Origin of the sequence: Gaetbulibacter sp. M240, assembly GCF_043876815.1 — a bacterium.
Lineage (GTDB): Bacteria > Bacteroidota > Bacteroidia > Flavobacteriales > Flavobacteriaceae > Gaetbulibacter_A.
The window spans coordinates 173712-188892 of the sequence record NZ_JBAWKA010000002.1 but is presented as its reverse complement, the minus strand read 5'-3'; the positions used below and the strand labels follow the sequence as shown (position 1 = coordinate 188892).

Here is a 15181-nt window from a genome sequence, read left to right as displayed (position 1 = left end):
AAGCTGGTGTTTTTCAGTGGTATCGCAATCATAATAATTACAACTTCCCTATCTTTGTTATCTATTAAAAGTTTTAAGAAAATGAATAAAAAAGTAATACTGATGATTCTGGATGGTTGGGGTATTTCACCCGATCCAAAAGTATCTGCTGTAGATGAAGCTAATACACCTTTTATAGATTCTTTATATACGAAGTATCCCCATGCTACCTTAAGAACAGATGGATTAAATGTTGGTTTACCTGAAGGACAAATGGGAAATAGTGAAGTAGGACACATGAACTTAGGTGCCGGTCGCATTGTTTATCAGGATTTGGTTAAAGTAAATTTGGCAGTAAAAAATAAAACCATACAAAAAGAACAAGTTTTAGTTGATGCCTTTGATTATGCTAAGAAAAATAATAAAGATGTGCACTTTCTTGGATTACTAAGTGATGGCGGTGTGCATTCGCATATTAATCATTTATTAGGACTCATTGATGCTGCTGAAGCTTACGGTTTAGAGCGCACCTACGTTCATGCCTTTACTGATGGTCGGGATGTAGATCCTAAATCTGGCTATGGATTTATAACAACACTCGAAGATCATATTGAAGGCAAACACACCAAACTAGCTACGGTAACCGGGCGCTATTACGCCATGGACCGCGATAATCGTTGGGAGCGTGTTAAATTAGCTTACGATGCTATGGTTCGTGGTGAAGGGGTAAAAACCAAACATGTTACTGATGTGATTCAAAATAGTTACGACGACGACATTACCGATGAATTTATCAAGCCGATCATTATGACAGATGCCGAGGATAAACCAGTGACACAAATAAAGGATGGCGATGTAGTGATCTTCTTTAATTTCAGAACCGATCGTGGCCGAGAATTAACAGAAGCTTTATCGCAAAAGGACTTCCATGAACAAAACATGCATAAGTTGGATCTCCATTACGTTACGATGACAAACTATGACAGTACATTTAAAAATGTGAATGTCATTTTCAATAAAGAAAATTTGACAGATACTCTTGGTGAGATCCTAGAAAAACATAATAAGAAACAAATTCGTATTGCCGAGACGGAAAAATATCCACATGTAACATTCTTTTTCTCAGGTGGAAGAGAGCAGCCCTTCAAAGGAGAAAGCCGAATTTTAAGAAACTCGCCAAAAGTAGCTACTTACGATTTAAAGCCAGAAATGAGTGCTTACGAACTGCGTGATGCTTTGATTCCTGAGTTGGAAAATGAAACAGTCGATTTTGTATGTCTTAATTTTGCCAATGGTGATATGGTTGGCCATACCGGCGTCATGGAAGCAGCTATAAAGGCCTGCGAAGCCGTCGACGCCTGCGTTAAGGATGTCGTGAGTACGGCCCTGGATCATGATTACACCACACTTATTATTGCAGACCATGGTAATTGCGAAACGATGGTGAATCCGGATGGTTCTCCAAATACAGCCCATACCACTAATCCCGTACCCTTTATTTTAGTTGATAAAGAACTTAAGCACATTGAGGATGGTATTTTAGGAGATTTGGCTCCAACCATCCTAAAACTTATGGGCATTGAGCAACCTGAGGCCATGACACAACACGCATTGGTTTAAGTTAAAAAGGAAATCGCTATTTTCGCTATTAAAGCGTAAACCCAACTTTTAAAATGAATTTTAAACATGCCTTGACCATTGCTGTTGATTTTGATGGCACCATAGTAGAAGACGCTTATCCTGAAATTGGTAAGCCACAAGTATTTGCCTTTGAATCCTTGAAAAAATTACAGGAGCAAGGCCACCGTCTTATCCTATGGACTTACAGGAATGGTGACCGATTAGAGGAAGCCGTAAAATTCTGCGAGGAAAAAGGTCTTGTTTTTTATGCCGTAAATAAAAGTTTTCCGGAAGAGGAAGAAGACCCAAAAAGAAGTCGAAAAATTTTAGCCGATCTTTTTATAGATGACAGAAATTTAGGAGGTTTCCCCGGTTGGGCCCATGTATATCAAACCCTAACCAACGAAACCCCGCAAATTCCGAAAAACAAAAAAGGCTTTTTGGGTTTATTTAAGTCGTCCTAAATCAATTCAAAATAAGCTTTTTCAATAGTTTCCCGATGGTCCGGATGAGCGATATTCACTAATTCCTTAACTCGCTGTTTTATAGTTTTTCCATAAAGATTCGCAATACCATATTCTGTGATCACATATTGGATATGTGCTCTAGTCGTAACAACACCGGCTCCAGGTTTAAGAACTGGAACAATTCGACTAATTCCATTTTTTGTCACACTTGGCAATGCAATAATGGCCTTTCCTCCTTTACTTAAGGATGCACCACGAATATAATCCATCTGTCCACCCACTCCGGAATACATTTTCCCACCAATGGAATCAGCACATACCTGTCCGGTAAGATCCACCTCTATAGCCGAGTTTATCGCTACCATTCTGGGATTTCTCTTTATTCTGGAAACATCGTTCACAAAATCAGATTCCCGCATTTCCACAAAAGGATTATCATCTACATAATCATATAAACGTTTTGAACCCACTAGGAAAGTTGCTAACGAACGTCCGGGACTAATTTTTTTATAATCACCATTAACAACACCATTCAATATTAAATCGATCACGCCATCCGAGAACATCTCAGTGTGCAATCCTAAATTTTTATGATTAGTAAGACGAGATAAAACGGCATTAGGAATCGTACCGATACCCATCTGAAGCGTACTTTTATCCTCAATCAGACTAGCTACATAATCTCCTATTTTATCTTCAATCTCGGTAGGCTCACCAAATTGATGCTCAGGGATAGGCTCATTACAGGGCACAAAATAATCGATTTCAGAATGATGTATGATACCATCACCATGTGTTCTTGGCATTTGTTCATTAACTTGAGCGATAACAATCTTAGCATTTTGAATGGCTGCTAAACTCGCTTCAACAGAAACACCGAGTGAGCAATAGCCATGCTTATCAGGTGTTGAAACGTGTATTAGTGCTACATCCAAGGGCAAAATATTTCGCTTAAACAACAGGGGCAGCTCACTTAAGAATACAGGTGTATAGGATCCGTTTCCAGCCGTTAAAGTATGGCGGACATTTTTTCCAATAAAGAAGGAATTCACATGAAAACTTTCTTTGTATTCCGGGTTAGCATAAGGAGTTTCTCCTTCAACATGTAAATGACAAACCTCAACATGGCGTAATTCTTCATGACGATCACTTAAGGCTTTCATTAAAAGTTGAGGCGCTGCGGCTGCAGCTTGAACATAAACTCTATCGTTGTTCTTAATAACTTTAACTGCTTCAGCAGCACTTACATTTTTATACATAGTATTTATAACTTTTTACCTTGCAAAATTATTGATACAATCTATGAAAAAAACTGTCAAAAGTCATATGTCTTTAAAAATTTGAAGTTTTATTTTAAGTATCTTTGCCAATATTTTCTATTTATGATTGAAGTAAAAACACGAGAGGAAATTGAGTTAATGCGTGAGAGTGCTTTGATAGTATCAAAAACACTGGGTGAGGTCGCTAAGGCCATCAAACCTGGTGTGTCGACGCTTGAACTTGATAAAATAGCAGAGGAATATATTAGAGACCATGGTGCAGAACCGGGGTTTTTGGGACTTTATGATTTTCCAAATACCCTTTGCATGAGTCCGAATGCTCAGGTTGTACACGGTATTCCGAATAAAGAACCTTTAAAGGAGGGAGATATTATTTCAGTAGACTGTGGTGCTTTGAAAAATGGCTTTTATGGTGATCATGCTTATACATTTGCCATAGGTGAGATTGATCCGGAAACTGAAAAATTATTGCAAGTAACCAAGGAATCGCTGTATGTTGGTATCCGTGAATTTAAAATCAACAATCGCGTTGGTGATGTGGGATATGCTATTCAAAAATATTGTGAGGAGCATGGTTATGGTGTGGTTCGCGAACTCGTGGGTCATGGCTTAGGCAAAAAAATGCATGAAGATCCTGAAATGCCTAATTACGGAAAACGAGGCCGTGGTAAAAAGTTCATTGAGGGGATGGTAGTAGCCATTGAACCTATGATAAATTTAGGAACGCATAGAATTAAACAACACCGTGATGGTTGGACGATCACGACTTTAGATAATAAACCAAGTGCACATTTTGAACATGATGTAGCACTCATTGATGGAAAACCCGAATTGCTTTCAACCTTTGCTTATATTTATGAAGCTTTAGGAATTGAAAGCGAAGAAGAAAATGAATTTCGCCAACAAGCGCTCGTTCTATAAATTTCTATGACTTACGACATTAAAAATATACCGCCCAAGGAGCTTACTGAAGGTATCACCGGACGTTACGTCCATACGAAGCACAATACCATTGGGTTTATAACCGTGAAAAAAGGCGCAATTCTCCCTGAGCATAAACATGTTCACGAGCAGATTACACAAATGGTTTCCGGTAAATTTGAAATGACGATAGACGGCAAGACCAAAGTTTTGGAAGCCGGAAGCATCACCGTAATTCCATCAAACATTTTGCATAGTGCGAAGGCTCTAAGCGACTGTGAAATTATCGACACCTTTTATCCTGTTCGCGAAGACTATAAATAGCAATTTGAAATCTATTTTTAAGTTCATACTCAATCGCATTCCTCGGCCCATCTTAATCAGGCTCAGTTATATCATTCGCCCACTTTTAGCTTTCATTCTAAAAGGAAATAAATTTACCGATCCAATTGATGGAAAACAGTTCAGATCACTACTCCCTTATGGCTATGGTAAACAAAGGTCCAATGCCCTTTCTCCGTCAACGTTAAGTTTAGAGCGACATAGATTACTTTGGCTTTACTTAAAAAATGAAACGGATTTCTTTGATGCACCAAAAAAAGTATTGCATTTTGCACCGGAGCAAGCATTTTACAAGCGCTTTAGAAAGCTAAAAAACCTTGATTATACAACCACTGACCTAAATTCACCTTTGGCGGATGTTAAAGCTGATATTTGTAACCTGCCGTTCGAATCTGATCAATTTGATATTATTTTATGCAATCACGTTCTGGAACATATCCCTGATGATATAAAGGCCATGAGCGAACTTTACAGGGTGCTCAAACCAAAAGGCATGGCCATTCTTCAAATTCCCCAAGACCTAAGTCGGGAGCATACTTTTGAAGATAACAACATAACCGATAAACAAGAGCGTGCCAAAATATTCGGGCAATACGATCATGTTCGTGTGTATGGAAAGGATTATTTCGATAAACTTCGTGGTATTGGGTTCCAGGTAGATCCCGTAGATTATACCAAAAAACTAACGCCGGACCAAGTGGAAACCTATTGTTTGGCAAAAGGTGAAATTATTCCGGTTTGTTATAAATAAGAGACTTATTTTTAAGGAAAACCGTTTAATGATTTGGTCTCTAAATCCTGATTTTCATTCTCATAAATAAAGAACACCTTCAGCTCCGGATGTGATTTGAGGAACTCCGTAACTTTTTCAACACCCATAGCCTGAAATGTTGTTGCATAGGCATCGGCTGTCATACAGTCGGGTGCAATTACCGAAACACTTAGCACATGGGTTTTTGTAGGATAGCCTGTTTTGGTATCAATAATATGCGCATAACGATTGCTATTCTTATCGATATTGAATTTTCGATAGGTTCCTGAAGTGGCAATAGCCTCATCCTTTAAAACGATAACTTTAGAATAACTTTGGGAACCATCGAAATTCGGATCATCAATGCCAATAGTCCATCCGGCATTCTTTTCTAAATTCAACCCAGAAACACGTAAATCACCACCAATATCAACAATATAATTTTGGATATTTTTAGATTCAAGGAAATCACTGATCACATCAATCCCATATCCTTTAGCTATTGCATTAAACTCTAAATAGGTTTCATCTGGTTTTTTTATAATATTCCCCTGACGTTTAACTTTATTGAAACCAACAAATTGCATCAAGCTATCTATAGTAGAACTGTCTGTTAAAAATTTGTTGCTCTCTGCTCCAAAATTCCATGCATTTACAATATTCCCTATAGTTGGGTCGAAAACACCATTTGAAGCCTCATAAATTTCTTTTGATCGTTCATAAACCCTTACAAAATGGTCATCAACCGAATCTAATTCATTGCGATTCAATTTTGAAATATCCGAATTTCTTAGATAAGTTGATAAAGACCCGTTAATGACATCAAACAAACTATCAATTTCATGAATATAATTAGTTTCATTAGGGGCATAATATTGGATGTTATAGGCTGTCCCAAAAATAGGTCCACGAAGTTTAATATTTTTGATTTCCTTTTCACAAGAAAACAAAGTCAATAGTAATATCAGTAGTGGTAAATACCTTTTCATTTAATTCAAATTTGTTTCTAATACTTGTAAGCCATGATACTCAAGCAAGTAATCTTCATTCAAATATACAGGCAAATCCTCACCTTCCGGATTCCCTAAACCCACCCCGGCATAAAGCACTTTAGCATTTTTTTCTCGGGCATGATTTTTAAAGGATTCCATCCAAACCACATCATAATTGTTAGGGTTTTTTGGCAATAATACAGCTCGTACAATAACAAAATAATAATTACTTTTCTTATCAATACATACAAATTGCGGGTGTTTTTTAAGCTTACTATTTACAGCAATAAACTCAAAACCACGCTGTTCCAAATCCTTTCCAACATGATTCATGGCCAGGTTATGTAACTCTTGTTTTGATAATACTTTTCGCATGATACAAAATTACTACTATTATTAATGTCAATAAAATTTTGATTACATTTAAATCTTAAATAATCAACCTCATTAATGGTACAGCATCCGTATTCTAAACGAATAGGTCTTTTTTTAGGACCGCTAATGTTTATAATAATACAGGTTCTACCTTTTGAAATTCTTTCGGAACAAGCAACAGCAGTTATTGCAACAGCTCTTTGGATGGTGTGTTGGTGGATCACAGAAGCTGTTTCTATTTCTGTTACTGCCTTACTCCCATTAGTTTTATTTCCGCTGTTCAAAGTAGCATCCATAGAGGATGTTGGCGCTAATTATGGCAGTCCGATAGTATTCCTGTTTTTTGGTGGTTTTGTGCTTGCACTTGCTTTAGAAAAAGTGAATTTGCATAAACGTATTGCCTTAAATATTATTCATAAAACGGGTACCAGTCCCAATAGAGTTATTTTAGGTTTTATGATCGCAACAGCATTTATGAGTATGTGGATCAGTAATACCGCGAGTACGGTGGTTATGCTCCCCATTGCCATGTCGGTGATCAAATTATTGATTCATGATGCTGATGGCTTTACCAAAAAAGATCAAAACTTTGCGCTAAGTGTCATGTTAGGTATTGCATTTTCAGCAAACGCAGGAGGAATCGCAACAATTATAGGAACACCCCCAAATTCGGTTCTTATCGGTTTACTTGAAAATGAATACAACATTCAAATTTCATTTTTAAAATGGATGGTTGTTGGTTTACCAATAAGCACCATACTTATTGGCATCATCTATTTAGTTTTGGTAAAATGGATGTTTCCGAACAAGGGGTTGGTATTTGCAGCTAATAAAAATGTGGTGCAGGATGAACTTCAAAAACTTGGTAAAATAACGCCACATGAAAAACAGGTCCTTATCACTTTTGCCGTGATTGTATTTTTATGGATTTTTAGAAGTTTAATAAATACCTTAGTACCGAGCTTAAATCTCTCCGACACGATTATAAGCATCATTGGCGCCCTCGCTTTATTTACAATACCTCATAGTCTTAAAAAGGGCGATTTTATTTTAAAGTGGCGAGATACAGAAAAACTATCCTGGGGAATACTTATCCTATTTGGCGGCGGTTTAGCTTTGGCCAATGGTATGTCTACAAGTGGCATTGTTGATGCCGTTGCAAATGCCATTGCTGAAAGTCAAATTAGCATATTTCTTATGGCAACCTTATTGATCACACTAATGTTGTTCATGACAGAATTAATGAGCAATGTTGCATTAACAGCCGTTTTGGCTCCCGTTGTAGCGGGCATAGCTTTAGGTTTAGACATTCCGATACTTTACCTTTTAATACCTGTAACAATTGCCAGTAGTTGTGCGTTCATGCTACCTATGGCCACGCCACCAAACGCTATTGTATTTGCAAGTGGCTTTGTAAAGGTGAATGACATGGCAAGAGTGGGTATTGTTCTCAATATTATTTCAGTTTTATTACTGTTATTGGTATTTAAATTCTTTATTCCGCTAGTTTTTTAATTCAATAAAACGTGTAACTTTAGATCTGAATTTATTTTGATTAAAATCGAACTTTAAATATCCCCTCAAATTACCTTGTTTCCTGCTAAAGCATTTTCATGTGAAAGTTACTCGCATGTTTACCGGTAAAACAAAAAGATTAATTAAAACTTTAATTTTATGAATTCGTACAAGGATTTTTGGAGTAAAAAAGAATTAGAAACCTATATTTTTTTACTTTGTGCTAATGCAGATGCCATTGAGTCAGCATCAGAACTTAATTTGATTAAATCTAAAGTAGACATAAAAACCTTTGAGAAAATCTATCGGGAGTTCTCAGAGGACACTGAAGAAGATCGATTTGAAAAAATTGAAGATGCTATAAACAAGCATGATTACTCACATATGGAATTAGGTCAACTTCGAAAAGAAATGGAAGAAATATTCATGAGCGATTCTAAAATGAGCATGATGGAATCGAATATTAAACGCATCATGAATAATATGCTTTACTAGCATTAAAAACTCCGGAATTTTAAGGATACACTAATTAATAGTTTGAATGATTAAAGTATTTAGAAACCTTCGGAAATCGCATAATAAAAAAAAGCGCCATCCAAATCTGCAATAAAGAATTTAGCAGACCTAATGAATGGCGCCCAACCACCAAAATTATTTTTAATTTTTTTTCCTTTAGAAAATGGTCTAAATTCGATTAACTCCGTCATGAATATACATGTATTCCGAAAACCCGAACTAATTTAAAAGTAAAAAACGGAGGTTTTTGGGAACCCGCTCAAAAAAAATATCGATAAACGGTTCATAAAAGACTGTTTTTTAAATAATCTGGCGAAAATTGATCCTACATTTTAATTTATCCAGACTACAAAGTTTCAGGTAAATTTTAGCCCAGTTTAGGTAAGTTTTAGATTTTTTAATAAATTAGGGTTAAGAAAAATAGTTATGACTAGCATTCCCGATCGATTACAGAAAGCAATAGAAAATTTATATACAGCCTTCCATAACGGAACGCTCAATCCTGAATGTTGTAAACAATGTGCTGTTGGAAACATTTTAAATAAAACAGATGCCTGGAAGCACCTTTCTGATGAACATGGCTCCCTAAAACTTAATTACCTTGGTTCCGTTCACCAGAATCTGGGAATGACATTTAACGGGTATACACCTTTAGAATTATTACAAATTGAAGCTACTTTCCTTAAGGCTTGTGGTTTTGAAATTCCACTTCACCATAAAAATAAAAGACCTAAAAACCCTACTGGCAAAGCGGTTTTATTCGAAGGCCTCTCTGCTGTTATTGAATTTCTTTGCCAACTAGACCAGGTGCCAAATGTGTTGGACATAAAAAGAATATTTGAGATCGAAAAGGATCAACTCAAATATGAATTTGTCTAAACGACATAAAATTAGATTCTAATTTTTTTTTAATACTAAGCTGGTTTTAAGTTAATTATAATGAATAATTTCTTAAATTAGGTAGTAATAAGCAACACACAAACCGACTAAACATTATGAAAACAAATCACCTCCTAATGGCGGCGTTTTGCTGCGCCATTTTAACAGCCTGTAATTCAAAAGAAAAAAAAGAAACCACTTCAGAATACAAATCTGTAGACACTGAAATGACCATCGAAGATCCGGTCAAACGTGGCGAACATTTAGTTAACGCCATTGGTTGTCATGATTGCCACACCCCTAAAAAATTTACTGAAAACGGTATGGAACTCGATTTCGATCGCTTACTTTCTGGTCATCCTTCGGATGAACTTTTACCAGAATATGATGAGAACACAGCAAAGTCGTATATCCTTTTTAATATGGGACTTACGGCCGCTACCGGACCATGGGGTACATCATTTGCCGGTAATTTAACCCCTGATGATACAGGTATTGGGTCCTGGACGGAAGATCAATTTTTAAGAGCCATCAGAAAAGGGCTTTTTAAAGGCCTGGAAGGAAGCAGACCTCTTTTGCCGCCTATGCCGTGGCTATCGTACAAAAATTTACCGGACGAGGATCTAAAAGCGATTTTCGCGTATCTCAAAAGTATTAATCCTGTAGAAAATGTTGTTCCGGCTAACATTCCGCCAAAAATGACATAGACTAGAAATCAAAAAAAAACCAACGCTTAGGCGTTGGTTTTTTTTTATATATATAATCCAGGTTTTACCCTCCAAAATCATCAAATCGAATGTGTTCATCAGGGATCCCATAATCTTCACCCATTTTCTGAACTGCTTTGTTCATCAGTGGTGGCCCACAAAAATATAGTTCAATATCTTCCGGAGTTTCATGATGACTTAAATAATTATCGATCACACAATTATGGATGAAGCCAACAAAACCATCACCTTCTTCATCATTAATATCTTTTTTAACTTTCCAGTTATCTTCCTCTAAAGGCTCCGATAAAGCCATATAAAATTTGAAATTAGGGAATTCTTTCTCTAAGGATTTAAAGTGATCGATATAGAACAGCTCGCGTTTAGAACGACCACCATACCAATAACTTACTTTACGGCCTGTTTTCAGAGTTTTGAACAAGTGATACAAGTGCGAACGCATTGGAGCCATCCCGGCACCACCTCCTACGTAAAGCATTTCACTCTCAGACTCGTTGATGAAGAATTCACCATAAGGTCCTGAAATAATAACTTTATCTCCAGGTTTTTGAGCAAAAATAAAAGAAGAGGCTATTCCCGGATTTACATCCATCCAACCATTTTTATTTCTATCCCATGGTGGTGTTGCAATACGAACATTCAACATTACTTCTCGTCCTTCAGCCGGATAAGAAGCCATTGAATATGCACGTTCTACCACCTCATCATTCTTCATAACTAAAGGCCATAAATTGAACTTATCCCACTCTTCCTGGAACTTATCAGGTTTATCGTGTTCCTCAGGATGGGCAGTGATATCAATATCTTCATACTTGATCTCACAGGCAGGGATTTCAATTTGAATATAACCACCAGCCTTATAATTCATGTCTTCAGGAATTTCAACAACAAATTCCTTAATAAAGGACGCCACATTATAGTTTCGCACTACAGTAGCTTCCCATTTTTTAATACCAAAAACTTCTTCAGGAATGGTGATATCCATATCCTGTTTAACTTTCACCTGACAGGCCAATCGTGCACCATCTTTTAATTCTTTTCTGGAAAAATGTGGTGTTTCGGTAGGCAAAGCTTCGCCACCCCCTTTTAACACATGGCATTCACATTGAATACAGGTACCTCCACCACCGCACGCCGATGGTAAAAATATTTTATTACCACCTAAGGTAGATAGTAATGATCCTCCTGAGGCTACTTCAATTTCTTTTTCACCATTGATGGTAATTTTCACAGGACCTGATGGTGATAATTTTTGTTTTACTACCAATAATAATGCTACTAAAAGCAAGGTAATAATTAAAAACACCGATACTGTGGCAATTACTGTTCCTAATGTTTCCGAGGCTAATATTATCATGTTATTCGTTTACGTTTATGTTGTTAGCAATCTCTTTTTCGTTTTTCACGTTGTCTTCTTTGAGTTCATCTTTAACCACGCTATCATTCAAAGTTTCAACTTGAGCCGTTTTTTCTTCTTTTTCTTTTTCTCCGTCATCACCTCCAGTAAGCATACCTCCAAAACTCATAAATCCAATCGCCATTAAACCAGTGATTATAAATGTAATTCCCAAGCCTCTTAAAGCTGGCGGCACATTGGAATATCTTATTTTTTCACGAATAGCTGCAATAGCTAAAATAGCCAAAAACCAACCAATACCAGAACCAATACCATAGTTAAAAGCCAAGCCCAATGATGGAATTTCTCTTGACTGCATGAATAAAGATCCTCCAAGAATTGCGCAGTTTACAGCGATAAGCGGTAAAAAGATCCCTAATGAATTGTATAAAGACGGTGAAAACTTTTCAACTACTATTTCTACCAGCTGCACCATGGTTGCAATCGTAGCAATAAACATGATAAATGATAAGAAACTCAGGTCGTAATTTGCATACTCTTCACCTAACCATGATAAAGCGCCAGGTTGCAATAAATACTGATCCAATAACCAGTTTAGTGGCACTGTTATGGCCAATACAAATATTACCGCGGCTCCTAAACCAATTGCAGTACTCACTTTTTTAGAAACGGCCAGGTAAGAACACATTCCCAAAAAGGTAGCGAATACCATGTTGTCGATAAAAATGGATTTAAAAAATAATTCTATATGTTCCATGTTTTTTTAAAATTTAGTGTTGTGTACTAAAATGATGTTTTTCACAGTTTGGTTTAGTCTTCAATTAGGCTTTTATTTTTGGTACGTTGTACCCAAATAATGATTCCTACAACAATCAATGCCATAGGTGATAATAGCATAAAACCATTGTTCTCGTATCCTGTAGCATATAATCCGGTTTTTTCAATAGGATCTCCCAATACTGCAAAACCTAATAATGTGCCTGAACCCAATAATTCTCTGAAGAATCCAACGACAATTAAAATAGCACCGTAACCTGCAGCATTTCCGATACCGTCCAGAAAAGATCGCCATGGTCCATTACCTAGAGCAAAGGCTTCAAAACGGCCCATGATGATACAGTTAGTAATAATCAGTCCAACAAAAACGGAAAGTGTTTTACTTAATTCATAAGCAAAAGCTTTCAGAACAAGGTCTACAATAATTACCAGGGTAGCTACAACAATAAGTTGAACAATAATTCTTATTTTTGAGGGTATGATATTCCGCATTAGCGAGATCACCACATTCCCAATACCTAGTACAAATAAAACAGATATTGACATTACAATAGAGGCTTTTAGTTCTGCTGTAATCGCTAAGGCTGAACAAATCCCTAAAACCTGAATAGTAATTGGGTTATTATCCGCTAAGGGGTCTAATATTAGTTTGGTGTCTTTTTTTGAAAGTAAGCCCATAGATTCGTTATTTTTTTAGATTTTCGAAATAAGGTAAATAAAGCTTCAGGTCGTTTTTGATCATTTCAGAAACACCATTACCGGTTATCGTTGCTCCTGCAATAGCATCTACCTCATTATCTGTTTTGTCATTGTTTTTTGGATCGCCATTACTTTTGGACACATCTATACCTTTAAATTCCCCTGATGGCCCTAATAAATGCTCACCAATAAAATCGTCCATAAAATAACGTTGTTTTATGTTCGCTCCTAACCCAGGAGTTTCACCCTTATGGTCAAAATAAGCGCCTTGTACAACCATGTTTTCATCCATAGCGATATAGGCCCAAATGGCATCCCAAAGACCTTTTCCATAAATCGGGGCAATGTAATAGGTTTTACCATCCTTTTCACCTATGAACAAAGGGAGTTTTCTTTCGCGACCTCTCTTTACATTATCCTTCTGCTTTTTAACATCAATTAAATAAGCTTGGTCATCTTCTTTAGTAGAAGTGCCATCCGTTATTACAATTTGCTTTGTGATATATTTAGAAAATAAATCCGGTGCCTCTTCTGTAGAAACAAAATTTGCACTGTTTTCATCATTTTCATTAATGCCCATTGCATATAAAATGTTCTGTTGCTTTTCTAAACGTTTATTTTCTGAAATAGTTGGTTCCAGAGACTTTGCAGCGAAGGCAAGCAAAGCTCCCACCACAAAAACCATCAGGATGGCGAATATAACCGTATAAGAATTTTTTTCTGTTCTTTTCTCTTCCATCATTAAGCAGTTTTAACTTTTAGACGTTTCATTCTTTTCTTCACGTTGGCTTGAATCACGTAATGATCGATCGTTGGTGCAAATACGTTCATCAATAGAATAGCTAAGAACACCCCTTCCGGATAAGCTGGGTTGAACACGCGTATCATGATCGAAATAAATCCTATTAAAAATCCGTAGATCCATTTTCCTCTATTGGTTTGGGAAGCTGTTACAGGATCAGTCGCCATGTATACAGCACCAAACAAAATACTTCCGATAATTAGGTGTTGCCAGAATGGTACGCTCATTAATCCATAGAACTTACTTCCTTCTCCGATCCAACCAAAATCAACCACATAATTGAAAATGAGTCCCATTACCAAAGCACCGATTAAGGTGGATAATATAATCCTCCAACTTCCTATTTTGGTGAAGATTAAAAACAGAGCTCCAATAATGATCAGAAATTTTGAGGTCTCACCAACCGAACCCGGAATAAGACCCCAAAACATATCCCAGTAGTCATACATAACAGAACTGTTTTGAGCATAAGCCCCTAAAATCGTTTCGCCTGAAATAGCGTCCAAATTTTGACCTGCAGCAATCATTTGATCACGTTCTACAGCGCCATGAACCCATACCTTATCACCTGACATCCATGTTGGATAAGCAAAGAATAAAAAGGCTCTGATTGTAAGTGCGGGGTTTAAGATATTCATTCCTGTACCACCAAATACTTCTTTACCAATCACAACGCCAAATATCACGGCAACAGCCAACATCCATAATGGTATATCTACAGGTACAATTAAAGGAACAAGCATTCCTGTTACCAGGTAACCCTCTTCTACTTCATGTCCTTTGATAACCGCAAATACAAATTCAACAGCCAATCCTACACCATAAGACACAATAACTAGCGGTAATACCTGCCAAAGGCCTACCATGAAATTATCTAAAGTCCAGAATGATGAACTTAAAAAACCATGTGTCGCTTCAATCTCTCCTAAAGCTCTGTAATGCTGGTAACCGGCATTGAACATCCCAAAAATAAGACAGGGAATCAAGGCCATAATCACCGTATTCATCGTACGCTTTAAATCGTCGGCCGCTTTAATGTGCGTCCCACCGCCGTGCGTGGTTTCATTAGGTGTATATAAAAAAGTATGTAAGGCGTTAAAGGCGGGTGCCATTTTTTTGCCCTTATATTTCTCTTTTAATTTATGTAAGTTTTGTTTTAAACCCATGTTATCATGTTTTTA

Annotated in this window: 17 protein-coding genes; 9 read left to right on the top strand and 8 right to left on the bottom strand. The window is 36.8% G+C overall.

Features of this window, described 5'->3' with window-relative positions; genetic code table 11:
- Positions 1–81 precede the first annotated feature (81 nt).
- Positions 82–1599: a 2,3-bisphosphoglycerate-independent phosphoglycerate mutase gene (gene gpmI, locus V8G61_RS06270; RefSeq protein WP_394874652.1), complete on the top strand. Its 1518-nt coding sequence runs from the start codon at positions 82–84 to the stop codon at positions 1597–1599.
- Between the two features lie 53 nt (positions 1600–1652).
- Positions 1653–2063, top strand: a complete 411-nt coding sequence (locus V8G61_RS06265; protein WP_394874651.1) for a BT0820 family HAD-type phosphatase — start codon at positions 1653–1655, stop codon at positions 2061–2063.
- On the opposite strand, the gene V8G61_RS06260 is transcribed toward V8G61_RS06265, so the two are convergent.
- Positions 2060–3325 (bottom strand): acetyl-CoA hydrolase/transferase family protein, encoded by a 1266-nt coding sequence (locus V8G61_RS06260; RefSeq protein ID WP_394874650.1) that lies wholly within the window; start codon positions 3323–3325, stop codon positions 2060–2062. The genes V8G61_RS06265 and V8G61_RS06260 overlap by 4 nt on opposite strands.
- A 123-nt stretch (positions 3326–3448) precedes the next feature.
- Between V8G61_RS06260 and map the strand changes: the two genes are divergently transcribed.
- Genes map through V8G61_RS06245 form a run of 3 tightly spaced genes read left to right on the top strand, consistent with a single transcriptional unit; the run spans position 3449 to position 5360 of the window.
- A complete protein-coding gene (gene map / locus V8G61_RS06255) occupies positions 3449–4267 on the top strand; it encodes a type I methionyl aminopeptidase (RefSeq protein WP_394874649.1) in 819 nt (272 codons plus the stop codon).
- A gap of 6 nt (positions 4268–4273) precedes the next feature.
- Positions 4274–4591, top strand: a complete 318-nt coding sequence (locus tag V8G61_RS06250) for a cupin domain-containing protein (protein ID WP_394874648.1) — start codon at positions 4274–4276, stop codon at positions 4589–4591.
- Between the two features lie 4 nt (positions 4592–4595).
- Positions 4596–5360: a class I SAM-dependent methyltransferase gene (locus V8G61_RS06245; protein WP_394874647.1), complete on the top strand. Its 765-nt coding sequence runs from the start codon at positions 4596–4598 to the stop codon at positions 5358–5360.
- 11 nt (positions 5361–5371) lie between these two features.
- On the opposite strand, the gene V8G61_RS06240 is transcribed toward V8G61_RS06245, so the two are convergent.
- Positions 5372–6349, bottom strand: coding sequence for an FAD:protein FMN transferase (locus V8G61_RS06240; RefSeq protein ID WP_394874646.1), 978 nt, complete (start codon positions 6347–6349; stop codon positions 5372–5374).
- Complete coding sequence (locus tag V8G61_RS06235; RefSeq protein ID WP_394874644.1) at positions 6350–6727, bottom strand: Na(+)-translocating NADH-quinone reductase subunit F; 378 nt, start codon at positions 6725–6727, stop codon at positions 6350–6352.
- Between the two features lie 126 nt (positions 6728–6853).
- Here V8G61_RS06235 and V8G61_RS06230 point away from each other — a divergent pair, with 126 nt between their 5' ends.
- The 4 genes from V8G61_RS06230 (at position 6854) to V8G61_RS06215 (ending at position 10344) form a co-directional block, all read left to right on the top strand.
- A complete protein-coding gene (locus V8G61_RS06230; RefSeq protein ID WP_394874643.1) occupies positions 6854–8242 on the top strand; it encodes an SLC13 family permease in 1389 nt (462 codons plus the stop codon).
- Positions 8243–8401: 159 nt separating this feature from the next.
- Positions 8402–8737: a hypothetical protein gene (locus V8G61_RS06225; protein ID WP_394874642.1), complete on the top strand. Its 336-nt coding sequence runs from the start codon at positions 8402–8404 to the stop codon at positions 8735–8737.
- A 447-nt stretch (positions 8738–9184) separates the two neighbouring features.
- Positions 9185–9637, top strand: coding sequence for a Na(+)-translocating NADH-quinone reductase subunit F (locus V8G61_RS06220; RefSeq protein WP_394874641.1), 453 nt, complete (start codon positions 9185–9187; stop codon positions 9635–9637).
- 116 nt (positions 9638–9753) lie between these two features.
- Entirely contained in the window at positions 9754–10344 is a 591-nt protein-coding gene (locus V8G61_RS06215; RefSeq protein ID WP_394874640.1) for a diheme cytochrome c-553, read from the top strand.
- 64 nt (positions 10345–10408) lie between these two features.
- Here the strand turns inward: V8G61_RS06215 and nqrF are convergent, their stop codons facing one another.
- From nqrF to V8G61_RS06190, 5 genes are read right to left on the bottom strand one after another with little or no spacing between them, the layout of a single operon-like run.
- Positions 10409–11719: an NADH:ubiquinone reductase (Na(+)-transporting) subunit F gene (gene nqrF, locus V8G61_RS06210; RefSeq protein WP_394875294.1), complete on the bottom strand. Its 1311-nt coding sequence runs from the start codon at positions 11717–11719 to the stop codon at positions 10409–10411.
- A 4-nt stretch (positions 11720–11723) separates the two neighbouring features.
- Positions 11724–12479 carry an NADH:ubiquinone reductase (Na(+)-transporting) subunit E gene (gene nqrE / locus V8G61_RS06205; RefSeq protein ID WP_394874639.1) on the bottom strand — a complete coding sequence of 252 codons (756 nt, stop codon included), beginning with the start codon at positions 12477–12479 and terminating at the stop codon, positions 11724–11726.
- Between the two features lie 53 nt (positions 12480–12532).
- Entirely contained in the window at positions 12533–13177 is a 645-nt protein-coding gene (locus tag V8G61_RS06200; protein WP_394874638.1) for an NADH:ubiquinone reductase (Na(+)-transporting) subunit D, read from the bottom strand.
- A 7-nt stretch (positions 13178–13184) separates the two neighbouring features.
- Positions 13185–13940, bottom strand: a complete 756-nt coding sequence (locus V8G61_RS06195; RefSeq protein WP_394874636.1) for a Na(+)-translocating NADH-quinone reductase subunit C — start codon at positions 13938–13940, stop codon at positions 13185–13187.
- Complete coding sequence (locus V8G61_RS06190) at positions 13940–15166, bottom strand: NADH:ubiquinone reductase (Na(+)-transporting) subunit B (RefSeq protein ID WP_394874634.1); 1227 nt, start codon at positions 15164–15166, stop codon at positions 13940–13942. Before V8G61_RS06190 ends, V8G61_RS06195 begins: the two co-directional genes overlap by 1 nt.
- Positions 15167–15181 lie beyond the last annotated feature (15 nt).